The sequence below is a fragment of the Thalassospira profundimaris genome, assembly GCF_003326755.1.
In the GTDB taxonomy this organism is placed as follows: domain Bacteria; phylum Pseudomonadota; class Alphaproteobacteria; order Rhodospirillales; family Thalassospiraceae; genus Thalassospira; species Thalassospira profundimaris_B.
The window spans coordinates 51,995-76,503 of sequence record NZ_JPWH01000023.1 but is presented as its reverse complement, the minus strand read 5'-3'; the positions used below and the strand labels follow the sequence as shown (position 1 = coordinate 76,503).

Sequence of the window (24,509 nt, the reverse complement as noted above, 5' to 3'; positions counted from 1 at the left end):
TGACGATAGGTTTTTGCGGGTGTCCAGCTGGTAATATCCTTTTCAGGCTTACCAAACAGATAGCCCTGGGCAAAATCGAACCCGGCCTTGGTGACAAGATCACGCATGTCGTCGGTTTCGATCATTTCCGCCACCACCTCGACCCCCAACTGGTGACACAGCCCCACAAGAGAACGCAAAAAGGCCCGGCCTTTCTGGGTTTTCAGCGACTGATGAATCGAAGGTCCATCGATTTTGACATAATCAACTTCCATCGCGCTGAGATAGCTGAAATTGGCGGCACCAGTTCCAAAATCATCCAGACAAATTTCGACACCATATTGTCTGAAACGTGCCAGCCAGCGCGACGCCTGTTCAAGATCGGTAATTTCGGCTGTTTCGGTAATCTCGATCATTAATTGCGGCAGGGCTTTTTTGCTGCGCTCGAACAAGGCGATCACCGAACGGCAAAAATCCGGATTAACCAGACTGATCCCCGAAACATTAACCGCAACACGCGCATCAATGCCTTCATCAAGCTGACGGTCAATCCATTTCAGGGTCCGGCGCAACATCGCCAGATCCAGCCGGTGGATCATATTGACCTGTTCGGCAAACATGATCAGCTTGTCGGTTGGGATCAATTCGCCATCTTCGCGATAAAACCGGACCAGCACCTCGAAATGATGAATTTCTGCCGAGGGCAGACGTACAATCGGCTGATAAACCGCATCAAATTCCAGCCGGTCCACCCGTTGACCAAAATCACGCATCGCGCCGAAGGTATCATTGACCAGATTGGGCATATGCCCGCTTAGACGCGAAAAGGTAAAATTGTGTTCCTGTTTATCGCAAAACCGCCGGATCGAATATAAAACACCGCGCGCCAGATCGCCCGGGGGCATGGCATGGGCGGTAAAATCGGTTTCCGATGTCCGTACGACAACCCCCTGGCCTTGCGGGTCGGCATCGCGCACACACTGGGTGATACGGTCCTCGAGGTCGCCAATACGCACTTCGGGATTATGCAACATGCCAAACTGGTTGGTATTGATGCGCCCGGCAGTATCCCCGGCAATGGAATGCGCGCGAAAAAACGCCCCTATGGTCGAGAGCATTTCGTCACGGGCCACCGTTTCCATGCGATCACACAGCGGTTCAAACGCATTCAGGGTAAAAAGCGAGAATTTCTGGTTCTGCCCGGTTTCGCGTTGCGCCATCAGGCGTTCCGTGACAACGCGCGACAGGCTTTCTTCGTCCAGCAGGCCGGTTGAACCGTCACGCTTGATCGACTGTAAAACATCATGCGGCAACGAATTGACCGTAACGCGCAAGGCCACAAAAAAATGGCCATCCAGATCGGGCAAAAAATATCCCGTCAGGGAGACTGGCGGGCTGATACGTTCATCAGGGCGGACAAATCGCACCAGGACGTTATCCATCCGGCCACGACGGCGGGCCACCTGCAGCATTTCGCTGACCAGCGGTCTGAAATGACTGGCGAGCAGATCCACAAAGGCGCCCCCTTCGATCTGCTCGGTCCGAAGACCCAAAATACCCTCGGACGCGCCGGATGCAAAAACGATCCGGAAATCCTCGTCCAGTTCCAGCAAAAGATCGCCCCAAACAAATGCCAGTGCGGCAAAACGGTTGCGTTCATTGCGCAAGGATGACGCATGTTTCTTAAGACTGTTGGTCAACTACCCCTCGCACGCCAAAACGGCACTGTCATGTCGAATTTTATCTGTCTGGCAACCGGCCATCACGAATTTTTACGATAAAACCAATTCAGGTTTCACTGCAACCCGACAGTTTCAGGCTATGTTTGCGTTCATTAAAATGCTGTTTGTTCTTCATCCCGCCGCCCGGACCGGCTATGACTGATATATCCGATCAAACCCGGTCTTTATTGGCCCGTCCCGGTGATATCCGGATGATCCCGGTCTTTTTCAAGCCCCGAACCAGTGGAAAAAGATTTTATGCACATTCTTTCGACAAAAGACTCCGCCACCTTTCCGGTCGTTACCCAGGACAGCGTTCTCATTTTTGACCTTGATAATACGCTCTATCCCTCAAGCTGTGATCTTTTTTCCCAGGTTTCGACCCTGATCGGAAAGTATGTTGGCGATTACCTTGGCCTGCCGCCAGAACAGGCCTATCACGTCCAGAAAGATTATTTCCGTCGCTATGGCACCACGCTGCGCGGTCTTATGCTCGAACACAAGATCGACCCGGCGGATTATTTGAACAAGGTGCACGATATTGACCTGTCGGTGATTGCGCCCTCGCCCGTGCTTGCGCAGGCGCTGGCAAACCTGCCCTGCCGCAAGGTGATTTTCACCAACGCATCACGCGGTCATGCCAGCCGGGTAATGGACCGCCTGGGCATTAGCGAGCATTTTGAAACCATCTTTGATATTGTCGATGCCGAATTTATTCCCAAACCGCAACAGCAGCCCTATGACCGCCTGCTTGCCCGTGACGGCATTGACCCGACATGTGCGATTTATTTTGAAGACATGGCGCAAAACCTGCTGCCGGCAAAAGATATGGGCATGACGACCGTTTGGGTGCATAGCGATTCGGACTGGGCCCGAAAAGGAAATGATGATCCACGCATTGACCATAGAACGGACAATCTGCCTGTTTTTCTGGAAATGCTGGTTAGCAAATCAACGCGATGACATATCCCGGTTTTGCCAATCGCCACAGATATGTCGCGATTTCGCAATGATGCCGGAATGATAAAAAGTTATAATCCGTCAAAATACCGAGACGGGCGGAGTTGACTTGACGCCGGGCTTTGCCCATTCTCCGGCGCGACGTATCAAAACAGCCACACCGCAAGGACGACCATACATGGACAAGAATGAACTTGAAGGCGTGATCAATGTCGCCTGGGAAAACCGCGACCAGATCACCTCGGCCACCCAGGGGGAAACCCGCAAAGCTGTCGAGCAGACCCTGCAGGCTCTCGATAGCGGCGAATTGCGCGTGGCTGAAAAATCACCCGAAAAAAACGACGACCAATGGACTGTCAACCAGTGGGCAAAAAAAGCTGTTCTGCTGTCTTTTCGCCTGAATGACATGACCACCATCCCCGGCGGGCCGGGCGAAAACACCAACTGGTGGGACAAGGTACCGTCGAAATTTGCCGGCTGGGGCGATGAAGATTTCAAAAAGGCCGGTTTTCGCGCCGTTCCGGGCAGCATCGTGCGCCGTTCGGCCTATATCGCGCCAGGCACGGTTTTGATGCCCAGCTTTGTCAATTTGGGTGCCTATGTTGATAGCGGTGTGATGGTTGATACCTGGGCCACCGTTGGTTCCTGTGCCCAGATCGGCAAAAATGTTCACCTTTCCGGTGGTGCCGGTATTGGCGGCGTGCTGGAACCCCTGCAGGCAGGCCCGGTGATTATTGAAGACAATGCCTTTATCGGCGCGCGTTCGGAAATTGTTGAAGGTGTCATCGTCGAAGAAGGTGCCGTCATTTCGATGGGCGTTTTCATCGGGGCATCGACCAAGATCATCGACCGTGAAACCGGTGAAGTGTTTGTCGGCCGTGTTCCGGCCTATTCGGTTGTGGTGCCGGGCTCTCTACCAGGCAAACCGCTGCCCAATGGCAAGCCCGGCCCCAGCCTGTATTGTGCCGTGATCATCAAACGGGTGGACGAAAAAACCCGTTCCAAAACCTCGATCAATGAATTGCTGCGCGACTGATCACGCGCAGATCGTAATTTGATTGATGATAAGGGACGAAAGTGCAAAGCGCATTTTCGTCCCTTTGCCTATCCTTGACCGTTTTTCGCAAAGAGAGTGCCCCATGTCGTCCCCCACCCCGTCTGCCGCCCTGAAACTTGCCCAGTCGCTGATCCGTTGTCCTTCCGTGACGCCAGCCGATGCCGGTGCACTCGATGTCTTGCAAGCTGCCCTTGAAAAGCTTGGATTTGACGTCAAACGCAAGACTTTCAGTGAAGAGGGCCTTGATCGCATTGATAATCTCTATGCCCGGCGTGGCAGCAAGGGCCGGAATTTCTGTTTTGCCGGTCATACCGATGTGGTGCCTGCGGGCGATGAAAAAGCCTGGACCGTGCCCCCCTTTGGCGGCGATGTGGTGGATGGTCGCCTGTTTGGCCGGGGTGCGGTCGATATGAAAACCGGCATTGCCTGCTTTGTTGGCGCGCTAGAGCGTTTTTTGGCCGCCAACCCGGATTTCGATGAAAGCATCAGCCTGCTGATCACCGGGGATGAAGAAGCCGATGCCATCAATGGCACCGTCAAGCTTCTGGAATGGTGCGATGCGCAGGGCGAAAAATTTGATGCCTGCCTGGTCGGCGAACCCACCAACCCCAATTACCTGGGCCAGATGATGAAGGTGGGGCGGCGTGGTTCGATTACCGGCTGGATCACGGTATATGGCGCGCAGGGGCATGTCGCCTATCCGCATTTGGCCGATAACCCCGTTCCCCGCCTCATTCGCGTGCTCGATGCCCTGACCTCGCGCGAGCTTGATACCGGTACGGAGCATTTCCAGCCCAGCAATCTTGAAGTCACCACCATTGATGCCAACAACCCCGCCACCAATGTGGTTCCGGCCAAGATCAGCGCGGCCTTTAACATCCGCTTTAATGATCTGCATCAGGGGACTGATCTGGAAAAATGGATCCGCGATACCTGTGCCGAACATGCGGGTGCCCATGACCTGACGGTCAAAATCTCCGGCGAAGCATTTTTATCCGCCCCGGGAAAACTGGCCGGGCTGATTGCCGATGCGTCAGAAAAAATCACCGGCCACCGGCCGGAAATGTCCACCACCGGCGGTACATCAGACGCCCGTTTTATTCAAAAATATTGCGAAGTTGCCGAATTTGGCCTGGTCGGGCAAAGCATGCACAAGGTTGATGAACATGCGATGGTCGAAGATATCGATAATCTTGTGCTGATTTATGACGACATCCTGACACGTTTCTTTGCCTGATCCTGTTTGATCGAACGTTTTGACAATTTACAGGCTTTGCCGGTGAAATTTTCGTTATTCCGGCAAAGCCTGTCTTGCAAAGGGCTGGCAAGCCCTCCTATGATCCTGCTGCCGGGGGCAGCCTTGCATGATCCGGCATAATGTTCCTACCCGCCTGCATTGCCGGATTTCCTGAACATGACGAAAAAAGCACCTGCCGCAAATAGCGCAAAAGCCGTACTTGCCTGCAAGAAAGGCGATCTTGTTCCACGTATTGCCCTGCCCGGCCTCAATGATGTTGCCATTGACCTGACCGACCAGCGCATTGCCGGGGACAGCCTGATTTTATGGACCGGCAAAAAACTGCCTTCTGCGGATGATCTGGCAAAGACGGTGCAATTTGCCGAACAAATGAAGAAGGCAGCCATAAGGCTTTTTCTCGTGGTGCCTGGCCATAAAGGTACACTTGACGAGGATTTCAAACGGCAATTGCCAGACGATATCACGGTGATGTTTGACCCCGATAACCGCCTGATGCCGGTTTTTGACATCAGCGATCAGGGCTTTGTCGTTATTCGCCCCGACGGAAGGCTCGGTGGTGTATTTTCAAGCCCCGATGCCCCCATGAACGGCTTTGAAATGGCGGTTGCCTATTGCCAGGCCCATGCCGATATGGCGGCATCAGGCGTTATTCAGCGTCAGGCCCCGGTTTTGGTGGTGGATAATGTGCTGGAACCCGAGCTGTGCGACCAGTTGCTGGCATATTGGCGCACGGGCGAAAAACAGGCGAATAATGTTTCCAAGGGCAGCCAGAGCAACCAGGCGGGCGACGTTGCAATGAAAGTGCGCAACGACGTCGTCCTTTTGGATGAAAAGCTGTTTAACGAAGTGAAAAACCGCATCGTCAAACGGGTGCTGCCCGAAATTGCCAAGGCCTTCCAGTTTCAGACCGCCAGCATGGAAGCCCTGCGCATTGGCAATTATCACAGCAAGGAAAAAGGGTTTTTCGGGCGACATCGCGACAATAAAACAACCTTTACCGCCCATCGTCGCTTTGCCGTTTCGCTAAACCTTAACCCGCTGACCTATAAGGGTGGGCAGGTCAATTTCCCGGAATATGGGCAGGCTCTTTATGCCCCGCCACAAGGCGGCGCACTGGTTTTTTCCTGCTCGCTTCTGCACGAAGCCATGCCTGTGACCGAAGGCGAACGGTTTGGCATTTTCACCTTCCTGACCGATGCGGCAGGCGCGCGCCAGGAACAGGAAATGATGGCAAAGCATCGCGGCACGGTACAACCGCTGGCGATGAAGAAATAGCCCGTCCCATACAGTCAAAACACAGACAGGCCGGTTCCGATAACCGGCCTGATCCATTTCGGGTTATACCGGTTTCCAGCTAATCGGCACATAGGCCGGATGTTGCGCAAACCGTGCAAGCCAGCGGCCAATCGCCGGGAAACGCACCATATCCAGCCCACCTTCATCGGCAACATGGGTATAGGCATAAAGCGCAATATCGGCGATGGTGCAGTCATCACCTACCAGCCAGTCATGGTCCTTCAGGCGGTCTTCCATAATGGACAGCGCGTTATAGGCCGCCTCGCGTTTCATCGGTATCAGGGGTTTGCCATAATCCGGCGTGCCTTTGACGCTCATCCAGGCGCGCAGGACCGCAACATTGGGTTCGTGTTCATATTGTTCAAAAAACAGCCACTGATAGACCGCGGCGCGCGCCCATTTGTCGGCTGGCAGCCATTTGGTGCCTTCGGCCAGAAACAGCAAAATGGCGTTGCTTTCGGCCAGCACATGCCCGTCCCCCACATCCAGGGCGGGAATACGCCCGACCGGGTTGATGTTTTTAAGATAATCTTCGGTGCGGGTTTCGCCCCTGGTGATGTCATGTTCGACCAATGAAAATTCCTGGCCCAAAAAGCGCAGCAACAGCCGGATTTTATAGCCATTACCCGAAGGCAGAAAATCATGCAAAATCATGGTTTTTATCCTGATAAACACTCTGTTTCAAAACCGGGCCGGCCCCGCAGCACCATCTTTGCGACATTGCCAATGGCAAACAATCGAATAGTTTTGACGATAGTGTTCAATTTCATTGATGGTTTTTTCTGATCGGTTTTGCGGTATCTTTTCTCGCCCCTGGCCCACTGCTCATACAGGAACCCAAATGGATAGCGATCTTCTGCGCAGTTTTGTCTCCTTTGCCGAATGCGGCAGTTTTAACCGCGCCGCAGACCGTGTGGGTCGCACGCCCTCGGCCTTTTCCATGCAAATGAAGCGGCTGGAAGAAACGCTGGATCAAAAACTGTTTACGCGGGAAGGCCGCAATGTGGTGCTCACCAACGAGGGGATTACCTTTGTTGGCTATGCACGGCGCATTTTATCGCTCCAGGAGGAAGCCCGCGAAAGTATTCGTGGCGAAACACTTTCACGGCCCATCCGCATTGGCTGCCCGGATGATTACGCCGAAAAAATTCTGCCCGTGGTGTTACGCGCAATTGGCGAGATTCACCCCACGGCACAGTTCTTCATTTCGGTTAATCCCACCATTATTTTGCGGCGCATGGTTGATCAGGGCGAACTGGATCTGAGCATTATCAGCCGGTCGGAAAAAGGCGAGGAAGGCTATTTCCTGCATCTTGAAACCGGGGTTTGGGTGACATCCCCCCTTCATCGCCAGCACCTTGAGGACCCTTTGCGCCTGGTATTGCCAGCGGAAGACTGCAAATTTCACGCCTGGGCGATTGACGCCATTTCCAAATCGGACCGCCCCTTCAGGCTGATGGCAACAACGCGGCAGGCCGCATCGCTGTTACATCTGGTCCGCGACGGTTTGGGGGTTGCCGCCCTGGCCGCCATTTCCGTAAGTGACGGGTTGCAAATACTGGGTCATCAGGATGGTTTCCCCCCTCTGCCCGCCGTCGGCATTGCCCTTTTGATCAATGAAGCGGCCCATCCGCTGGTTAATCGGCAACTTGCCAGCACCATCCAGCATCGTGTAAGCACCACCTTTGCCGCCAGTTCAGCCGCGCGCAAAACGGCCTGATGACGCACAAATCATTCCGCCCACCGACAAACGAACCGAAAGCACGTATAAATGCCCGCCACAACCCGCCTTCACGTTTGCATCACCTGCCGAACCGCCAATGGAACCGCAAACAACAATCAGAAGGACGAACGCGACGGCAAAATCCTGCATGATGCCCTGGTCACAAACCGGGAAAGCCGCCCGGATATTGAAATTATACCGGTTGAATGCCTGAGCAATTGCAAATCGGGCTGTTCGCTGGCGTTAAGTGCGCCCGGCAAATGGGGCTATGTCTATGGCAACCTGAACCCCGATCAGCACCAGGACGATATTTTGAAACTTGCATCCGCCTATGCGCAAAGCGGAGATGGTATTGTTCCGTGGCGCGAACGCCCCGAAGGGGTGCGGCGCAATGTGATCGCCCGCATCCCGCCTGTTGGGGCCTGAAGTTATTTCAAAAACCCGCTTTTCCGATCAGATCAGGGCAAAACGCCCCGATGCCAGTTTGACCATAAAGGGGCGATCTGGTTGCTGGCACGCAAAGCATCCAGATAAGTATCAAAACGCTCAACCGTGAGCGGTGCCTTGCGCGAAATCACGGCCACAAGCGGGTAGCTGTTATCGGCGCGCGGACCAATGGCAATTTTTTCGCCAATGCCCTCAACCTGGCGAAACTGGCGCGATATGAACCCGGCGGACACGATCCCGACATCGGCATCTTTGCGCATCACGGCTTCAAGAACTTCGGATTCGTTATATAGCAGGGAAACATTCAATATCCGCTCGAGTTCCTGCGGGTCCGCAACAAAATCGACAAAGCGGTAATGGAAGCCCAAAACCCCGGCAAGACTGTATTCCAGAATCTCCTCAAAATAGGCCGGGCCATACACCCGATCCCGCAGAGCCACCAGAAGATCATATTCCCGAACGATGGGGGTTGAAAAATCAACCCCGCGGCCCGACCAGTTCCAGTCCGGGTTTTGCAGCAAAACCATATCGATATTACCCATCGCCATGTCCTGGTAACGGCGCCGGGGCGAGGTTTCAACCGCAACAAATTTATAAGTGTCCTGAATGCGATTGAGCCGGTCAATCAAGTCATGGGCAAAGCCGGTTTGAACGCCATTCTGGTAAAAATGAATAACACTATATTCGTAAACGCCAACCATGACGCTGGTCCGATACTGCGCCTGCACAGGACCGGCAAAAAGAACCGCGGCAACCACACACAAAAAACGAAAAAGCAATCTGCCCATTCTCTCCACGCATCAGACAGTCGTATTAAATTCCGGGTTATTCAGCACATTGGCATCCGGTCCGCCTTGCCGCCAAATACCGACCGGCAGTGTAAGTGTTTTTATGGATAACAACGATATTCAAATTCACAGCCCCCCGCATTGCGAAGGGTCAAGTCACGTCATTTGGCGGCACGATACGGGCCAAAGGACGATGGCGCAAAAGACGTAGAACCGTTTGTGTCAAATCTTTCCGGCCACCCAGCTTTCAAGCAAATACCGCGCGATTGAAATTTCACGCGGCAGGTAAATACCACGATTGCCCAGGTCATGCACCTCATTGCGCGGCACCCACATGGCATATTCAATCTCGTTATCATCAATCACGATATCGGTTGTTTCGGCCTCGCAAATAAAACCCAGCATCAGGGATCCGGGAAAAGGCCAGGGCTGGGAGGCGATATAGCGCGGTGTTTTGGTGCGTATGCCGACTTCTTCAAACACCTCGCGCTGGACCGCCTGTTCCAGGGTTTCACCCGGTTCCACAAACCCCGCCAGAACCGACACCATATCGGGTAAAAACTGCGGCGAACGGGCCAGCAAAACATGGTCATCATGATGCACCAGCATGATGACCGCCGGATCCGTTCGCGGGAAATGCGAGGCCCCACAATCCGGGTTTGAACATTGCAGGCGATACCCGGCCTCCTGCACCTGATTGGGATGACCACACACCCCGCAAAACCGATGCCGTGACTGCCACAAAAACAGGGCCCGCGCCTGGGCGGCCAAGGCGGCATCATCACGCGGCAGGGCCGCCATACGACGGCGCATATCGCCAAAGGCCCCGTTTAAAACAAGGGCCGCCTGGTCGCGGTCTGCCTCCAGCGGGGAAACATCCAGGGCCAATACCGGCGCATTCTGATAGCGCCCCAGATAGGCCCAATTGGCTGCCTCGTGGTCAAAATCAAGCTGCAACAGACGTGCCGCATCCATCAGAACAATATCATGTTCGCCGCTTTCCTCGGGCCGGACAAAAAGCGGATCGCCACCATGACAGACCAGAATACGGACATTTGATTCCCGCAAAACCTGCTGGCGCCACCGTAAAGACGACCGAATTTCAGCGTCGCGGTCCAACCCGACAGACGCATAAAACAACTGTTCCATTTATAACCTGTAATCTTGGGCCCGGATCGACGGATGCGTCGCGGCCTCTCACTGACTTTTGCCGACATTAAACCGCCAGCCAGCCCAAGGCAAAGAACGAACAGCATGATCATAAAAAATCACAATCGCCCCTTGCGTTTTGAAACGCCCTGCGCGATATAGGGGGCGAGAGGCTGGTCGTGGACGGACCGCTCGCCAACCCGGTCAGGACCGGAAGGTAGCAGCCGTAACGAGTTTTTCCGGGTCGCGGTCCAGTCTCTCACCCTTTTCCCAATATATTGTTGTATTTGCCGCACTGATCATTGATCAGCCTGTTTGCATGTCTGAAGCCCGTTGTCTGCTTACGCAAATGTAAGGGCAGTATGCCCGTGCAAGTACCTGGCATTTTCCGAAAACATGTTCCCCGGGATAAAAGGGGCATCATGAAAACAGCCCGCCTTTGTCCTGACGCGCATCGTAACAGGAGAAAAACCATGCGGCACCTTACAGTAAAACTCACAGCTTCCTGCCTGCTTGCCATTGCCTTTATGACAACCCCGGCACTGGCCGATGTTGATATTTATCGCGGCGTGGACGCCAACCAGAATACCGGCAGGGCAAGCCTTGCTCCCAGCCAGTTCCGTTTCAACCCCGACCTTTCAACCTTTAACAACCCGGCAAACGCGCCGGTGCAGAAAAGTTGCAACTTTCGCTTTACCGTGACACTGGCGGGAAACCCGCAACAGGGAGCCAACGGGCCAGTGGTGGGATTGCCAGGTTACACAGCGACATTCGATAACAACCCGCAAGGCCATTGGGGTATCATCCACCCGACGAATGTCACTGCCGATCAGGCAAAACAGGCTGTTGCCGATTACGCCCAAGCCAATCGCGGAAGGGTTGTGAACGGCGCCCTGAATAACTGCAACTGATGGAAACACCCTCATGACCATACGCCATCTCGCCTGTCAATTTAACCCTGATGCCGTGAAAAGCGAGATGGCGTCCTGGTTGCGTCGGCCCTTGTCAAAGCGCCAAGCTGCATTGCAGCACATACTGACGGACCCGCCGGTCAAACCAGTGCTGGATGCCTTGCGCGTCGATACCGATGTCGCAACCCGCAATATCGACACGGCCTATGGGGCGTTTCTGGCCTCACTTCAATGCTTTACTGCCATACCGGGCCTGTCGGACACTGATTTAACACCGCTGATCGACTGGTTAAATCTGGATAAAACCGCCGTGTGCCCTACCAGTACCAATCCGGCACGGGGGCGAAAAATTGACGATGCCCTGTGTAACGATTTCGCAGCCCCGCCTATCACCCGTGATGACACCCTGCCCGAACAGGCCGGAATTTTGCTGCCGCACGATGTTGCGGCCCTAAAACAATTTCTGCCAACATCGCTTGCCATCAGTGACCCGACACGCCAAGCGACATATGCAATGCTTGCCCACATCACGACCGATGATAACGGCCTGCTGGTTATCATTGACCAGTAAAACAAAAACCAACCCGAACGCGGGTGCTGGCAGCCCGCGTCATTCACCCTATATGTGCCCGGTAAGCACGCCATATGGCAGGGCATAACGGCAAATACGGCACGGAGACATATCTGCCCTTTGCCCGCGCCGCCGGATGCTGCTAAAACACAAGCGCGCACCATAAACTTGCCGGACCGGATGAATGACGGATCAAAACCAGACCGCCAGCCCAGATCAAGCAGCCGCCTCTGAAACCGCCAAAAGCGAATATCAGGTGCTGGCCCGCAAATATCGCCCGAAATCGTTCGACGAGCTGATCGGACACGGGCCGATGGTCAAGACCCTTTCCAATGCCCTGGAAAGCGGCCGACTGGCGCATGCCTTTATTCTGACCGGGGTGCGCGGCATTGGTAAAACCACGACAGCGCGTATCATTGCCCGTGCACTAAACTGTATTGGCCCCGATGGTAATGGCGGCCCCACCATTGAACCCTGTGGGGTCTGCCAGCATTGCCGCGCCATTGCCGAGGACCGCGATGTCGACGTGATGGAAATGGACGCCGCATCACGCACCGGGGTTGATGACATTCGCGAGCTGATCGAGGGGGTGCGCTACCGCCCCACCGCCGCGCGTTACAAGATTTACATCATCGACGAAGTGCACATGCTGTCCAAAAGTGCGTTTAACGCGCTGTTGAAAACGCTGGAAGAACCGCCTGAGCATGTGAAATTCATTTTCGCGACCACCGAAATTCGCAAAATTCCCATTACCGTGCTGTCGCGCTGTCAGCGGTTTGATTTGCGCCGGGTGCAGACCGATGAACTGGTCGCCCATTACCGGCGCATTGCCGGGCTGGAAAATGCCGAGATCGAAGACGAGGCCCTGGCCCTGATCGCGCGTGCAGCCGATGGATCGGTCCGTGATGGCATGAGCCTGCTGGATCAGGCAATTTCACATGGTGCGGGCAAGGTCACCACCCAGCAGGTACGTGACATGCTGGGTCTGTCGGACCGGTCCCGTATTTTCGATTTGTTTGATTTGACCATGAAGGGCGAAATCAACGAAGCGCTGGAGCTTTTGGGCGCGCAATATGCCCTGGGCGGCGACCCGGCCGTGATGCTGCAGGATTTGCTGGACCTGACGCACTGGTTAACCCGTGTGAAGCTGGCCCCCGATGCCGCCGATGACCCCGGTGTTTCGCAAATCGAACGCGAACGCGGCCGCGAGATTGCCGCCAAGCTGGCAATGCCGCAGCTTACCCGTGCCTGGCAAATGCTGCTAAAGGGCCTTGAGGAAACCCGCATTGCGCCATCACCTATTCAGGCGGCCGAAATGATTTTGATCCGTCTGGCCTATGCGGCAGAAATGCCCTCGCCGGGTGATTTGATCAAAAAGCTGAAATCGGGCCTGAATGGCCCGCAGGCTGGCAATGGCGGCCCGGCGGGTGGCGGCAATGGCGGCGGCGGGGGTGGCCCGCGCATGCAGGTCGTTAATGGCGGCGGTGCGGCACAGGCCGTTTCGCAGCAATACGCCCCGGCGCCCCAGCGCGCTGAAGAACCCGTATATGCCAAAATGCCCGAAAGCCTGGAGGAGGTGGTTGCCCTGTTATCGGCAGACCGCGAAACCACCGGGCTTGCCATTCAGGTGAAGAACTATCTTCATCTGGTGAAGTTTGAAAAAGGGCGTATAGATTTCCGCCCGGCGCGCGGGGCCAATGCCGACCTTTCCAGCCAGTTGATCAAGGCCCTGAACGGCCTCACCGGTCAACGCTGGATCGTTTCGGTATCCGAGCGCGAACAGGGTGCCCCCACCCTGAAGGAACAGGAACTGGAAGAACTTGAACAGCGCAAGGCGGATGCCTCGCAGGACCCGCTGGTAAAGGCCGTTCTTGAAGGATTTCCGACGTCAAAAATCGTGGCGGTCCATTTACCGGCAGACCAGATGCCGGACCTGGCCGAGGGCGATGACAGCGGATCGGTTTATGATGATGCGTTTTATCTCGAAGGAGACGACGAGCTATGAAGAATCTTGCAGGGATGATGAAACAAGCCCAGCAAATGCAGTCCAAAATGCAGGAAATGCAGGAACGGCTGATGGAAATGGAAGTCGAGGGGCAGTCCGGTGCCGGCATGGTCAAGGTCATGCTGAATGGCAAAGGCGAAATGCGCGGCCTGAAGCTTGATAAAAGCATTGTTGACCCGGAAGATGTCGAGGTCCTCGAAGACCTGATCGTTGCCGCCTATAACGACGCCAAGGTCAAGGTCGAGGCACAGGTTTCCGAAAAGATGAAAGAAGTCACCGGTGGCCTGAACCTGCCCGAAGGTTTCAAACTGCCGTTTTGATCAGCCCCTGCGGGGTGTCATAACATTTGAAATGAAGGGCGGCTTTACGCTGCCCTTTGTTCTTATGCCCAAAATATAGAACAGTGCATTTGGGAATACAGGGACCATCATGACCGGACGGGAAATTGACAATCTGATCAAATTGCTGGCGCGTTTGCCCGGCCTTGGCCCGCGTTCGGCACGCCGCGCGGTGTTGCAGATGTTGAAAAAACCCGAAACCCTGATGCTGCCGCTGGCAAAGGCCCTCGAAGATACCGCGCACGCCATGACCACCTGCCATGTGTGCGGCAATATCGATGTGACCGACCCTTGCCATATTTGCGCCGGGACAGACCGCCAGCACGATATGATTTGCGTGGTCGAGGAAGTCCAGGATCTCTGGGCGCTGGAGCGCGGTTCGTCCTTTAAGGGGCTGTATCATGTTTTGGGTGGTACCCTGTCGCCGCTCGATGGGGTTGGCCCCGATGATTTGCGCATTGACCAACTGGTGACACGGGTCCGCGAAACCGGCGTTAACGAGGTCATCCTTGCCACCAACCTGACAGTCGATGGCCAAACCACGGCCCATTACATTACCGAACGGCTGGTGGAAACGGGTGTGAAGGTCACGCGCCTGGCACATGGCGTGCCGGTGGGCGGGGAACTGGACTATCTGGATGATGGTACCTTAACGGCGGCCCTGCGGGCGCGCAGTTGAACACCCCCGCCATAATCCACCAAAAAAACCGGCCTCATCTGAAAACAGAGAGGCCGGGAAAAGCAAGATTGATAACATCGAGCTTACCAGAACATGTCATCCCTGCCACATCTCGGGGAAAATGCGGCGAGGCTGGTTCTGGTATCGGTGACAACCCGGGGGAGAGCGGTTATCACCACGAGACATCGAAAACCGGATAAATATCAGTCCAAAAATACACTTTTTTGTGCAAGCCACAGAAAGACCGGGCAAAAGGCTTGCCGCATATGTACCTTTTCGTGATACGTTGGTATTCGATAACCTCTGATCCTTACGTTACGCCTTCTCCCCTGAGGACGCAGTGAACAGTTTCACAACACCACCACAATTCGCCAAGGTCGCCTCCCGCATTCTGGCAGGCAGCTTTTTATTTGAAGATCTTGATCCGGCCCTGCTGGAGCAGCTTTCCGAGTCCGCCACCATCAAACGGCTGGCGGATGGTGACTTGCTGTTTGAAAAAGGCGACCCGGCCGACGGGCTTTATGCTGTCGAGGCCGGGAAGATTCGCATTTCCAGCCTGTCAGGTTCCGGCAAGGAAATTGTGCTGAACGTGCTGGCACCCGGTGCGGTTTTTGGTGAAATCGCCCTTTTGGACAGCGAACCGCGCACCGCAAGCGCGCGTGCAGTTGGCCCGACCCGGCTGCTTTATATTTCACGGGAAAATTTCTTCGAGATTTTTGACCGCGAAACCGAACTGCGCCGCCACATAACAGCACTTTTGTGCCGTCGCCTGCGCTGGGTCAGTGCCTTGCTCGAAGATGCCAATTTCCTCGATCTGACCGCCCGGCTGATCAAGCGGCTGCTGTGGCTGGCCGAACGGCACGGCGGACCGGACCCGGAAGGCATTCGCATTGCCCTGCCGCTGTCACAGCAGGAACTGGGCTATATGCTGGGTGTCACCCGTGAAGCGGTAAACAAAAAACTGCGCGAGCTTGAAAAAGCGGGGCTGATTACGCGGCGTGATGGCCGTCTGGTCATTCGTGACAAGGACGGACTGGCAGATTTACTCGCCAATGCAAGCAAGCCCTGACAAACCCACCCTTTTTGACCGCCTTGTCGATCGCGAGGAACGACGGGGTTTGTTTGTCGTGGCGTTTTTACGCATCGCGATGCTGGTCTTTATCCTGTTGCTTTTCAGCAAGTCCAACACACCAAGCGGCGAGCTTTATTCGCTGCTTGAGGTGCTGACCTGGTTTATTCCCGGTGTCATCATCCAGATTTTTGTCGCCTATCGCGGCCATAACTGGCGCTGGCTGCTATATGTGCTGGCCGTAACCGACGCCCTGCTGATTGTGTATGTTTCCGTGGTGCCCGATCCGCGCCATCCCTTTATCGATCATGACGCGTGGGTTTACAGCTTTGTCGCGCGCGACCGTGGCATCGTCTTTTCCATGATCATGATGGCCCTGGTCATTCTCACCTTTTCGCCACGACTGATTTTGTGGTTCGGCTTATGGCTGTTCAATGCCTGGATTTTAGGCATCGCCTGGCTGGTCAACCGGCCCGGCATCCTGATTTCACAACATTTTGGCGATCAATGGAGCCCTGGGGAATCTGGCGAGGTCCCGCTTTATAACCGGCCGGAATATCTGGATGTTTCCGCCCTGGCCGAACAGGTGGTGATTGTTGTTGTCTTTACCCTGGCCTGTGCGGTGATGGTGGCAAGGCTGCGCATTCTGATCCGCCAGTTTGCCGCGGCTGAACGGGCACATGGCAACCTTGCGCGCTATTTCCCCGCCGCCCTGGCCGACCAGTTGGCAGAACGCGACGAACCCGTCCGCATTGGGGAACGGCGCGAATGTGTTGTGTTGTTTGCCGATATTATCGGTTTTTCCAGCTATGCCGAAAATCGCGATCCGCAGGATGTGATGCGCCTGTTAAACCGTTTTCACGGTACCATGACCACCCAGGTCGCGTCCTATGGCGGCATTGTCGAAAAATATATTGGCGATGCCATGATGGCGAGTTTCGGGGCCTTTGATGCCATGTCCTGTCCGGCGGCCAACGCCCTTTCGGCTGCACAGGCGATGATTGAACGCATTCGCGACTGGCACGCCCAGGACCCCGGCAATGCCAACCGGCCGCTGCGCATTGGCGTGGGCCTGCATTACGGCCCCGCCGTTGTTGGCGATATTGGCGAGGGCGAATCGGTCACACCTGCCGTTATCGGCGCGACCGTCAATCTTGCCAGTCGTCTGGAACGGGCCACCCGGACCCTGAATGCCGAAATCGTTGTCAGCGAGGATTTCGCCAACCAGCTTGAAAAAGAACTGCCTGATACTGGCACAATGCTGCTGAATGCCCTGTATAGTCGCGACACCATTCGCGTTAAGGGCTTTACCGCCCCCATACCGGTCCGGTTTCAACCCCGCCCCCTGGCAACATTGAAAAATGCCGGGCAAACGGCAGATGGATCCGTTTAAAAATCACGGCATTCGATATGTAACAGCAATTTGAGCAAATTTTTCCGTAAAATTTGATCTGACAGCTTTACCTACCCGCCTGAAACGCCAATATATGGTTGAATATTTGCAATCCCGTTCACCCGATATCGGAGTAAGGCATGTTAGAAGACGTCATTCGCCAGGAACTTGACCAGAACAACATTCCCCAAACGATCAAAATTGCGACCCTGATGGGAGACCGCGAATTTCGCTGGGACAAAGCGATTTACATGCCAGCCGGGCTGAGCGGTTTTGCCGATAACAATATTTTTGCCCTGGCCAATTTCCCCAGCGAAATTTCCAATTGTTTCAAGCTTCTGCAATGCCTGACCGACCCGGAACTGGCCTTTATCGTTGCCCCGTATAATATGGAAAGCGGTATTCTGGCCGCTGAAGATATTGATCCCGCGATCACCATCCATAACATCGCCCCGGAAAATCTGGCGATTGTTCTGATTGTCACGCTGCAAAAACCCGATGGTGATGACGCAATTGAAATGACCGTCAATCTGCGTGCGCCCATTCTGATCGATACCGCACGCCAGACGGCCTTTCAGATCCATCTCAAAAAACCGCAATATGATTACCGTCATCCTCTGAGCGCATAATCAAAGCCCGGCCAAGGCCGCCTCTCCCCTTTTTTCAACCTTGGGGCGCATCCGCGATGTGTGCCCTGGAAGATGGTATAAACGGCACGGAAAGGCCTGTCTGTCGCGGTGCCAAGTATGCCTGGCTGTCATAAAGCAGGCAATTTCAAAAGCATAATTATCGCATGGATGAGAAAATTCGGGTCTGTTTCCTTTTTCATGCCATTTTTGCCCAATAGACTGTTTTTTCATTAAAAACATGCGGGCCCAAAGGGCTGTCACACGATCAAAAGGACCCATTCATGGCATCGGAACTGCGCAACCGCCTTGTTCTTGCAACCATCCTGGGGGCAACCCTTTTCGGGGCACCCGACCTCTCCATCGCCGATGCCAAAGCGGCCGACGCCGCCGATAAGGCCGGAACATCGGTACCGCTTTCAGCAGCCGATCGCAGTAAAATGCGCCTTACGGTTTATCCCGGCAATCTCGCCATGATTGCAGAACAACGCCAGGGCAACCTTGCAGCCGGGCGCCAAACCCTGAAAATCATGGACCTGCCGCAAACCCTGCTGGACGATTCACTGCTGATTGGGGCCGATGAAACTGCCAATCTGCAACTGCTTTCCACTACCGAAAAAACCAATCCGCAAAGCGGCTATGCCCTGCTCGAACAGTTCATTGGCAAGGAGGTCAAAATCCGCCGGGATGATGACCTGATCAATGCAACCCTGATAGACCTTGATGGTCAGGCCCTGGTGAAAACAGCCGACGGGGTTGAATATGTGCCAACCCAAAACATCGTCATGCCGGTCCTGCCCGACAGTTACACCACACGCCCGTCCCTGGATGCAACAATCCGCACCTCGGCTGCGACCGATCATGTGTCGCTGGCCTATCTGATGGGGGGGATCAGCTGGCAAACCGCCTATGTCGGCCATTATGACAGCAAAACCGGCACGCTGGACCTGGGTGCCCGGGCGCGCATCGTCAATAACAGCGGCGGGGATATTAACCATGCCAGTTTGCAACTGATTGCCGGTGATCCCAACCAGAATTCACCGCGCCCGATGGCAAAGGCCATGCGTGCGGAAATGATGATGTCAGTCAGTGCCGACAGTGCCAGCGGCGGCCAGGCAGCACGCAGCAAATTCGAGAATTTTCACGTTTACGGCCCCTATAACAACCTGACCATGAAGGACGGCGATGCCGTCACCCTGCCGCTATTGGACAATCGCAAAATCAATGTTGACCGTGAAATGACCTTTTATGGCAACACATCGATGTATTACAGCGGCAAAGGCACCAGAGAGGATTTTATCCGGCCTGAATTGCAGTTGACCCTGAAAAATGATGGCGGGACCGACAAACAAAGCCCGTGGCCAGCCGGGCAAATTCGCATTTATGCCAATGATGCCGACGGCATCCCGGTATTTTTGGGCGAAGACCGAATGAACCTGACCCCGGCGGGTCAAAAAGCCCATCTGATCCTGGGCCAGGCCAGCGACATTACCGGCAGCCGCCATGTCGTTGAATATGACCGCAAAGCACGTAAAAACCTGCCCGATGAGGTGGCTGCGACCCTGGAATGGAATCTTAAAAACAGCGGCCCGCGTGACGAAACCGTCACCATCGAGGAAACGCTTCCGGCAAACTGGAAAATCATCAAGGAAAGCAATCCGCACCAGAATCTGGAAGCAGGCCAGGTCAAATGGCAGATCAAATTGCCCGCAGGCAAGGAAACCACCCTGCGCTGGTCCGTTCATAGCGACGAATAAGCCAAACAGCTTTCCCAAAAGGCAAAACATCATGGCGGCCCCAACGGGTCGCCATTTTATTTCAGCACGCGGCAATCACGGGCAATATTTTTCATGGATGTGAGGCAGCTCATATTTTGTGTGCGGGCCCCCTTTCCAAGCAGGCTTAAAACACCCTATGTTGTGCGCAATTCATTCACGCCAGCACGCTGGCAACAGTGCGGAAACCAGTCTTTACAATGTCGATCGCCAAAGAAACCCTGCGCGCCCTTTACGGGACGTGGCGCATTGCTCACGGTGACGCCCGTGGCGTAGGGTATTTTAATTTTACCCTTGACGGATTCTGGCGGTCATTTCTGGCCGCAGTTCTGGTCTTCCCGGCTTTTGCCCTACTGCGCTGGCACGATCTTGATACCGTTCCCGCTGACTTTCCCACTCTGCGTTATCTGCTGGTGGAAACCATTTCTTTTGTCATCAAATGGGTGGCGTTTCCGCTGGTGATGTATCATGTCACCGACATGCTGGAACGCAAAATCCGTTATATCCCCTTTATCATTGTATATAACTGGGCCAGTGTCCTGCAAATGGCGGTTTATTTGCTGGCCTTGCTTCTGGGCGCGGCATTTCCCGGTTTGGGGGCGGGCGGGTTTGCCCTGTTGGCCGTAATTGCCATGATGGTCTATGGCGGTTACATCACCATGCTGACACTCGCCGTGCCGGTTTCGACGGCAGTTGCAATTGTTTTGCTGGATTTTCTGTTATCCCTGACCATTACCGTCATGAGCGTCCGTCTGGCAATGCACCCGATATTCTAGCAACGACATCGTTTTAAGGGCACCCCATCGGCAGACAAAATGGTATTACCAGCTTGCCATACCGCCACCGGGATGGTTAGGCTTGGCGCATCTTTATCACCCTGCCTATCCCTGTCCCTGTCGCTGGAATGACATCATGAAACCGGTTCTTGCCATCACCCGCCGCCTGCCTGCCGACATTGAAGCCCGCGCCCATGCCAGCTATGACGTGCGATTAAATGAAGGCGACACGCCGCTGGACCGCGACGCCATCCTGGCCCTGGCAAACGGGGCGGATGCCCTGCTGGTGTCGGTGGGCGACCCGATAGACGCGGCATTTTTTGATGCGCTGCCGAAATCAGTCAAAATCATCGCCACCTTTTCGGTTGGCACCGACCATATCGACCTTGCCGCCGCAGCGCGCAAAGGCATTGTCATTGGCAACACACCGGGCGTTTTAACCGATGCCACCGCCGATATTGCCTGGCTTTTAATGCTGGGGGCGGCACGCCGGGTCAGCGAAGGCGAAGCCGAAATACGCACCGCAAGCTGGCGCGGCTGGCGCCCCACCCACCTGATTGGCACCCAGGTCACTGGCAAAAAACTGGGCATTATCGGCATGGGCCGCATTGGCCAGGCCGTGGCAAAACGGGCGCGGGGGTTTGACATGGAGGTGCATTATTACAACCGCAAACGCCTGCCTGCCGATCAGGAATATGGTGCCACCTATCACGACAGCATTGATGATCTGCTGCCCCATTGCCAGTTCCTGTCGTTACATTGCCCGTCAACGGCGGAAACACGCGGCATGGTGAATACCGACCTTTTGGCAAAGCTGCCCAAGGGGGCGATCCTGGTCAATACCGCGCGCGGCGATGTGGTTAAGGACAGCGATGTGATTGCCGCCCTGAAATCGGGCCAGCTTGCGGCGGCCGGGCTGGATGTTTTTGCCGGGGAACCCAATATCGCGCCGGGTTATCGCGATTTGCCCAACACGTTTTTGCTGCCCCATCTGGGGTCCGCCACTGCCGAAACCCGCACCGCAATGGGCAGCCGCGCGCTCGATAATATTGATGCCTGCCTGGCGGGCAAAGACGTGCCCTTTGCCGTTAAAACGAACTGAAAACATCAAAGCCCCGTACCGTTTCATCCGGCACGGGGGCCTTGTTGCATTTGACCCTGTTGGACCGGGATTATCCCAAATCGCTTTCTTCCCCGGCAGGCAAAATACAGGAAATTTCACGGCCATCCCGGCTGATCTTCACCCGACCGCCATGAATTTCCACAACCGCGCGGACCATTGCCATCCCCAATGCCCGGCGGGCCGATGCCGGTTCACCGTCACGCAGGCCTTCAAACAGCATCGGTTGCGGGGTTTCATCGGTCAGGCCGATGGTAATATCAATATCGTCCCCCCGGCGACGCGCGACGACTGAAACTTCGCTGCCTTCCGGTGCGGTGCGCAAAACATTTGTCACCAGAATGAACAAAGCCTGCTTCAGGCGGCGTTCATCGGCCACCATCCAGCCAATATTGCGCGAACAATATAGCCGCAACGACACATTCAGTTCCGCCAGCCGCGCCCGCGTCAGGGCTTCCAGTGACCGCAGCAACCGCCTCGGATCAACGGTATCAAGTTCCAGCGCAACCTGACCGGAGCCCAGGGTTGCCAGATCGCGCATGTCATCGACCAAGGCCAGCATGCTTTGCGTTTCAGTGCGGATAATTTCCACCGATTGCGACACATTGCCATGCAGATGCGGCAACATCCGATCGGCCAACCCGTTAATATGATCCAGCGGACGGGTCAGTTCACGCGATACGGTCGAGATAAAATCGGACTTCATCTGGTCGGCCGTGCGCAGCGCCTCGTTCCGTTCCCGCAGGGCGCGCTCCACCCGGATGCTGTCGGTAACATCCAGATAGGACATCATCACCGCCCCGTCAGGCAGCGGTACAATGGCAAAATCGATGATGCTGCCGTCACTGCGCTCCAGGCGGCCCGACATTGGCTCGTGGTTGGTGATGCGCGCAACCATGCGGCTTTTAAACTTCGCCCAGTCATCGGTCACGGTCCAGAAATCGCGCGATTTCTCAATCACATCGGAAATATGCGGGGCAGCGGCCAAAAACACGTCATCAAGCGCCCACATATCGCCAAAACCATGATTATAGAGGCGCAGACGACCATCACCACTTATCACGCCAACCGCTTCATGCAGGTTTTCCAGTGTTTCGCGCTGCACGGCAATCAGGGTGTTATAGCTGCTTTCCAAGACCAGCTTGTCGGTCACATCCTCGTAGGCGAACATCAATCCGCCAAACGGATGCGGCGAAACAAAGCGGCGCAAGGTTACGCCACTTGGCAGGTGCATCAGGTCTTCGACCGGTTTAAGCAAATCGGTAAAACGCTGATTTTCCTGATCACGATACTGGCCAAAATCGGTGACTTCGGGCAATTTGCGTTCATCGCGCAACCGGCGCAGCAAATCTTCCAGGGCCGGTTCGGTCAAAAGCCATTCTTCATCCAGGCTCCACAGCGACGCAAAGGCGGCATTAAAGAAAATCAGCCGTTTATTGCCGCCAAAAATGGCAATCGCCGTGCCCAGATTTTCCAATACTTCGCCGTGGGCCCGCACATGACGCGACAATTCAGCCTGTTTTTCCTCAAGTGCTGTGCAATCAATGGCAAATCCGACCAGACCACTCACATCATCGTTTTGCAAAACCGGCGATTCGCTAATGCGCAGCAAGCGACGGTCGCCCTGAACGACCACATGGTAATCGCGGGTCACGGTTTCGCCATTGCGCAGAGCCGATGCGGCAAGGGCGCGCCCCTGATCCTGAATAACACCCGCGCCAAGCTCGCTGCCCGCCTCGATCACTTCGGCAAGGGAATTTTGCTCCACCGCGTCAATATAGGCGGCATTACAGTCAATCAGGTTCAAATCGCCATCACGACGCCATACGGGAAAGGGCAGTTCATCCATCACATGACGCAGGCTGGAGACATCCTGCCGAAGAGCGGCAAAATCGCCAATCTGGCTTTCGCGTTCGCGGGCATGGCGGGTTTCATCGCGAAACCACACCGCGTGGCCCAGCACGGCTGACTTGTGATCCCGCCGGGCCACCGTGCCCGTGACATGGAATTTGCGGCCATCAAGTGTTGTGATCCAAATGGAAAAACGGTCATGGCCGGATTTCAGGGTGCGCACCCGGTCCTGCAGGGTTTTGGCATCTTCCTCGCGCAATTGTTCAAGCAGGTCGGGAAAGCGCGCATCGCTGCCCAAATTAAAACAGCGCAGCAAGGCCGGGCTGCCGCCATCGGCAAATCCCTTATGCGCCCAGTAATAAACCGGGTCCGGGGCGGCATAAAACAGTTGGGTAAACAGGATGGCGGTATCTTCCATCTGCGATTCGAGGTCTTCTGCCTCGTCAAGATGGCGGCGCATCCGCACGGCAAGCCGCCAGCCAATTGCCCCGGCAATCGCCGCCCCGCCCAGCGTTGCCAGCCCGATCACGGTTAAATCCCGGGTTCCCAGATTACCGATTGCGGTAAAAATGCCATCGCCGGGCACGGTAACTTCCGGTGCAGCCTGAAAAGCAGTATCTTGCGACTGCGCAACAGCAAGGACGGGGTAAAAAATACCCGACAGGGCCGTATGGCAGGCCAAAAACAGGCCCAACCGCCACCCGCCAGGTGCAACAGAACATGCGCGTTTCGCCCCGTTACAACGAAACCACGAACCAGCCACCCGGTATATAGACCTAACCCCTGCCACCTATTTTACAACCAATCATCCATTTATATTTATGCGCTTGCGCGTGGCCGAAAAACCATTTTACCGGGCCGGTTCCCGTATCTGCCAGGCTGCTGTCACGCCCGATTTAACGGCCAAACCCCCGTCACATTCCATTTCCAAAAACTGTCTTTCTGGCAAATCACTTGACGTTACACGTTACTTTCTTACCTGTTGTTCATCACATTGCCCGACCAACAAACAATAAC

The 24,509-nt window shown here is 55.1% G+C and carries 23 protein-coding genes and 1 other RNA gene; 18 read left to right on the top strand and 6 right to left on the bottom strand.

The features are described 5' to 3' along the window. A partial coding sequence (locus TH25_RS20165) for an EAL domain-containing protein (RefSeq protein ID WP_114090093.1) occupies positions 1 to 1,679 on the bottom strand: 1,679 nt, incomplete at its 3' end. A 279-nt stretch (positions 1,680 to 1,958) separates the two neighbouring features. Between TH25_RS20165 and TH25_RS20155 the strand changes: the two genes are divergently transcribed. The 4 genes from TH25_RS20155 to TH25_RS20140 all read left to right on the top strand — a co-directional run bounded on the left by TH25_RS20155 (position 1,959) and on the right by TH25_RS20140 (position 6,250). Further along, entirely contained in the window at positions 1,959 to 2,663 is a 705-nt protein-coding gene (locus tag TH25_RS20155; RefSeq protein ID WP_114090100.1) for a pyrimidine 5'-nucleotidase, read from the top strand. A gap of 175 nt (positions 2,664 to 2,838) precedes the next feature. Then, positions 2,839 to 3,696 (top strand): 2,3,4,5-tetrahydropyridine-2,6-dicarboxylate N-succinyltransferase, encoded by an 858-nt coding sequence (dapD, locus tag TH25_RS20150; RefSeq protein ID WP_114090091.1) that lies wholly within the window; start codon positions 2,839 to 2,841, stop codon positions 3,694 to 3,696. Positions 3,697 to 3,799: 103 nt separating this feature from the next. Continuing rightward, the gene (gene dapE, locus TH25_RS20145; RefSeq protein WP_114090090.1) at positions 3,800 to 4,954 is read left to right on the top strand and encodes a succinyl-diaminopimelate desuccinylase; all 1,155 of its coding nucleotides are present in this window, start codon (positions 3,800 to 3,802) and stop codon (positions 4,952 to 4,954) included. A gap of 177 nt (positions 4,955 to 5,131) precedes the next feature. Further along, the gene (locus tag TH25_RS20140; protein WP_114090089.1) at positions 5,132 to 6,250 is read left to right on the top strand and encodes a 2OG-Fe(II) oxygenase family protein; all 1,119 of its coding nucleotides are present in this window, start codon (positions 5,132 to 5,134) and stop codon (positions 6,248 to 6,250) included. A 63-nt stretch (positions 6,251 to 6,313) separates the two neighbouring features. Here TH25_RS20140 and TH25_RS20135 read toward each other — a convergent pair whose 3' ends face one another. After that, positions 6,314 to 6,925 (bottom strand): glutathione S-transferase family protein, encoded by a 612-nt coding sequence (locus tag TH25_RS20135; protein ID WP_114090088.1) that lies wholly within the window; start codon positions 6,923 to 6,925, stop codon positions 6,314 to 6,316. 187 nt (positions 6,926 to 7,112) lie between these two features. Between TH25_RS20135 and TH25_RS20130 the strand changes: the two genes are divergently transcribed. Together TH25_RS20130 and TH25_RS20125 are read left to right on the top strand one after the other, a co-directional pair. After that, positions 7,113 to 7,991, top strand: coding sequence for a LysR family transcriptional regulator (locus TH25_RS20130; RefSeq protein WP_114090087.1), 879 nt, complete (start codon positions 7,113 to 7,115; stop codon positions 7,989 to 7,991). Between the two features lie 51 nt (positions 7,992 to 8,042). Beyond that, on the top strand, positions 8,043 to 8,420 hold the full coding sequence (locus tag TH25_RS20125) for a DUF1636 family protein (RefSeq protein ID WP_114090086.1): 378 nt from the start codon (positions 8,043 to 8,045) through the stop codon (positions 8,418 to 8,420). A gap of 32 nt (positions 8,421 to 8,452) precedes the next feature. On the opposite strand, the gene TH25_RS20120 is transcribed toward TH25_RS20125, so the two are convergent. Both TH25_RS20120 and nudC read right to left on the bottom strand, forming a co-directional pair. Then, positions 8,453 to 9,220 (bottom strand): transporter substrate-binding domain-containing protein, encoded by a 768-nt coding sequence (locus TH25_RS20120; RefSeq protein ID WP_181847734.1) that lies wholly within the window; start codon positions 9,218 to 9,220, stop codon positions 8,453 to 8,455. Positions 9,221 to 9,451: 231 nt separating this feature from the next. Beyond that, positions 9,452 to 10,378: an NAD(+) diphosphatase gene (gene nudC, locus TH25_RS20115; protein ID WP_114090084.1), complete on the bottom strand. Its 927-nt coding sequence runs from the start codon at positions 10,376 to 10,378 to the stop codon at positions 9,452 to 9,454. A gap of 168 nt (positions 10,379 to 10,546) precedes the next feature. Between nudC and ffs the strand changes: the two genes are divergently transcribed. The 9 genes from ffs to fliW all read left to right on the top strand — a co-directional run bounded on the left by ffs (position 10,547) and on the right by fliW (position 17,973). Further along, positions 10,547 to 10,641: signal recognition particle sRNA small type (gene ffs, locus TH25_RS20110), an RNA gene on the top strand. A gap of 210 nt (positions 10,642 to 10,851) precedes the next feature. After that, a complete protein-coding gene (locus TH25_RS20105; protein ID WP_114090083.1) occupies positions 10,852 to 11,289 on the top strand; it encodes a hypothetical protein in 438 nt (145 codons plus the stop codon). A 13-nt stretch (positions 11,290 to 11,302) separates the two neighbouring features. Further along, positions 11,303 to 11,860 (top strand): hypothetical protein, encoded by a 558-nt coding sequence (locus tag TH25_RS20100; protein ID WP_114090082.1) that lies wholly within the window; start codon positions 11,303 to 11,305, stop codon positions 11,858 to 11,860. A 184-nt stretch (positions 11,861 to 12,044) separates the two neighbouring features. Continuing rightward, a complete protein-coding gene (locus tag TH25_RS20095) occupies positions 12,045 to 13,865 on the top strand; it encodes a DNA polymerase III subunit gamma/tau (RefSeq protein WP_114090081.1) in 1,821 nt (606 codons plus the stop codon). Next, positions 13,862 to 14,185 carry a YbaB/EbfC family nucleoid-associated protein gene (locus TH25_RS20090; protein WP_114090080.1) on the top strand — a complete coding sequence of 108 codons (324 nt, stop codon included), beginning with the start codon at positions 13,862 to 13,864 and terminating at the stop codon, positions 14,183 to 14,185. Before TH25_RS20095 ends, TH25_RS20090 begins: the two co-directional genes overlap by 4 nt. Positions 14,186 to 14,294: 109 nt before the next feature. Further along, complete coding sequence (gene recR / locus TH25_RS20085; RefSeq protein ID WP_114090079.1) at positions 14,295 to 14,882, top strand: recombination mediator RecR; 588 nt, start codon at positions 14,295 to 14,297, stop codon at positions 14,880 to 14,882. A gap of 340 nt (positions 14,883 to 15,222) precedes the next feature. Beyond that, entirely contained in the window at positions 15,223 to 15,951 is a 729-nt protein-coding gene (locus tag TH25_RS20080) for a Crp/Fnr family transcriptional regulator (protein ID WP_083607843.1), read from the top strand. Then, complete coding sequence (locus TH25_RS20075) at positions 15,935 to 17,344, top strand: adenylate/guanylate cyclase domain-containing protein (protein WP_114090078.1); 1,410 nt, start codon at positions 15,935 to 15,937, stop codon at positions 17,342 to 17,344. The genes TH25_RS20080 and TH25_RS20075 overlap by 17 nt, the downstream gene beginning before the upstream one ends. 140 nt (positions 17,345 to 17,484) lie before the next feature. Then, positions 17,485 to 17,973 carry a flagellar assembly protein FliW gene (gene fliW, locus TH25_RS20070; protein ID WP_114090077.1) on the top strand — a complete coding sequence of 163 codons (489 nt, stop codon included), beginning with the start codon at positions 17,485 to 17,487 and terminating at the stop codon, positions 17,971 to 17,973. Here fliW and TH25_RS20065 read toward each other — a convergent pair whose 3' ends face one another. Continuing rightward, positions 17,974 to 18,252 (bottom strand): hypothetical protein, encoded by a 279-nt coding sequence (locus TH25_RS20065; protein ID WP_114090076.1) that lies wholly within the window; start codon positions 18,250 to 18,252, stop codon positions 17,974 to 17,976. 2 nt (positions 18,253 to 18,254) lie between these two features. On the opposite strand from TH25_RS20065, the gene TH25_RS20060 reads away from it, so the two are divergent. From TH25_RS20060 to TH25_RS20050, 3 genes are all read left to right on the top strand, one after another. Further along, positions 18,255 to 19,727, top strand: coding sequence for a DUF4139 domain-containing protein (locus TH25_RS20060; protein ID WP_114090075.1), 1,473 nt, complete (start codon positions 18,255 to 18,257; stop codon positions 19,725 to 19,727). A gap of 218 nt (positions 19,728 to 19,945) precedes the next feature. Next, a complete protein-coding gene (locus TH25_RS20055) occupies positions 19,946 to 20,521 on the top strand; it encodes a hypothetical protein (RefSeq protein WP_114090074.1) in 576 nt (191 codons plus the stop codon). A 136-nt stretch (positions 20,522 to 20,657) separates the two neighbouring features. Continuing rightward, a complete protein-coding gene (locus TH25_RS20050) occupies positions 20,658 to 21,623 on the top strand; it encodes a 2-hydroxyacid dehydrogenase (RefSeq protein WP_114090073.1) in 966 nt (321 codons plus the stop codon). A gap of 70 nt (positions 21,624 to 21,693) precedes the next feature. Here TH25_RS20050 and TH25_RS20045 read toward each other — a convergent pair whose 3' ends face one another. Continuing rightward, positions 21,694 to 24,255, bottom strand: a complete 2,562-nt coding sequence (locus tag TH25_RS20045; protein ID WP_258549243.1) for a PAS domain-containing sensor histidine kinase — start codon at positions 24,253 to 24,255, stop codon at positions 21,694 to 21,696. Positions 24,256 to 24,509: the final 254 nt, after the last annotated feature.

What these genes read in the sequence shown, in the direction of transcription:
- TH25_RS20125 (WP_114090086.1), top strand. Translation starts at nt 8,043, where the DNA reads ATGCCCGCCACAACCCGCCTTCACGTTTGCATCACCTGCCGAACCGCC.
- nudC (WP_114090084.1), bottom strand. Translation starts at nt 10,378, where the DNA reads ATGGAACAGTTGTTTTATGCGTCTGTCGGGTTGGACCGCGACGCTGAA.
- TH25_RS20090 (WP_114090080.1), top strand. Translation starts at nt 13,862, where the DNA reads ATGAAGAATCTTGCAGGGATGATGAAACAAGCCCAGCAAATGCAGTCC.
- recR (WP_114090079.1), top strand. Translation starts at nt 14,295, where the DNA reads ATGACCGGACGGGAAATTGACAATCTGATCAAATTGCTGGCGCGTTTG.
- TH25_RS20100 (WP_114090082.1), top strand. Translation starts at nt 11,303, where the DNA reads ATGACCATACGCCATCTCGCCTGTCAATTTAACCCTGATGCCGTGAAA.
- dapE (WP_114090090.1), top strand. Translation starts at nt 3,800, where the DNA reads ATGTCGTCCCCCACCCCGTCTGCCGCCCTGAAACTTGCCCAGTCGCTG.
- TH25_RS20155 (WP_114090100.1), top strand. Translation starts at nt 1,959, where the DNA reads ATGCACATTCTTTCGACAAAAGACTCCGCCACCTTTCCGGTCGTTACC.
- TH25_RS20065 (WP_114090076.1), bottom strand. Translation starts at nt 18,252, where the DNA reads ATGGGTCCTTTTGATCGTGTGACAGCCCTTTGGGCCCGCATGTTTTTA.
- TH25_RS20105 (WP_114090083.1), top strand. Translation starts at nt 10,852, where the DNA reads ATGCGGCACCTTACAGTAAAACTCACAGCTTCCTGCCTGCTTGCCATT.
- TH25_RS20055 (WP_114090074.1), top strand. Translation starts at nt 19,946, where the DNA reads ATGTCGATCGCCAAAGAAACCCTGCGCGCCCTTTACGGGACGTGGCGC.
- TH25_RS20140 (WP_114090089.1), top strand. Translation starts at nt 5,132, where the DNA reads ATGACGAAAAAAGCACCTGCCGCAAATAGCGCAAAAGCCGTACTTGCC.
- TH25_RS20130 (WP_114090087.1), top strand. Translation starts at nt 7,113, where the DNA reads ATGGATAGCGATCTTCTGCGCAGTTTTGTCTCCTTTGCCGAATGCGGC.
- TH25_RS20135 (WP_114090088.1), bottom strand. Translation starts at nt 6,925, where the DNA reads ATGATTTTGCATGATTTTCTGCCTTCGGGTAATGGCTATAAAATCCGG.
- fliW (WP_114090077.1), top strand. Translation starts at nt 17,485, where the DNA reads ATGTTAGAAGACGTCATTCGCCAGGAACTTGACCAGAACAACATTCCC.
- TH25_RS20095 (WP_114090081.1), top strand. Translation starts at nt 12,045, where the DNA reads ATGACGGATCAAAACCAGACCGCCAGCCCAGATCAAGCAGCCGCCTCT.
- TH25_RS20050 (WP_114090073.1), top strand. Translation starts at nt 20,658, where the DNA reads ATGAAACCGGTTCTTGCCATCACCCGCCGCCTGCCTGCCGACATTGAA.
- dapD (WP_114090091.1), top strand. Translation starts at nt 2,839, where the DNA reads ATGGACAAGAATGAACTTGAAGGCGTGATCAATGTCGCCTGGGAAAAC.
- TH25_RS20060 (WP_114090075.1), top strand. Translation starts at nt 18,255, where the DNA reads ATGGCATCGGAACTGCGCAACCGCCTTGTTCTTGCAACCATCCTGGGG.
- TH25_RS20075 (WP_114090078.1), top strand. Translation starts at nt 15,935, where the DNA reads ATGCAAGCAAGCCCTGACAAACCCACCCTTTTTGACCGCCTTGTCGAT.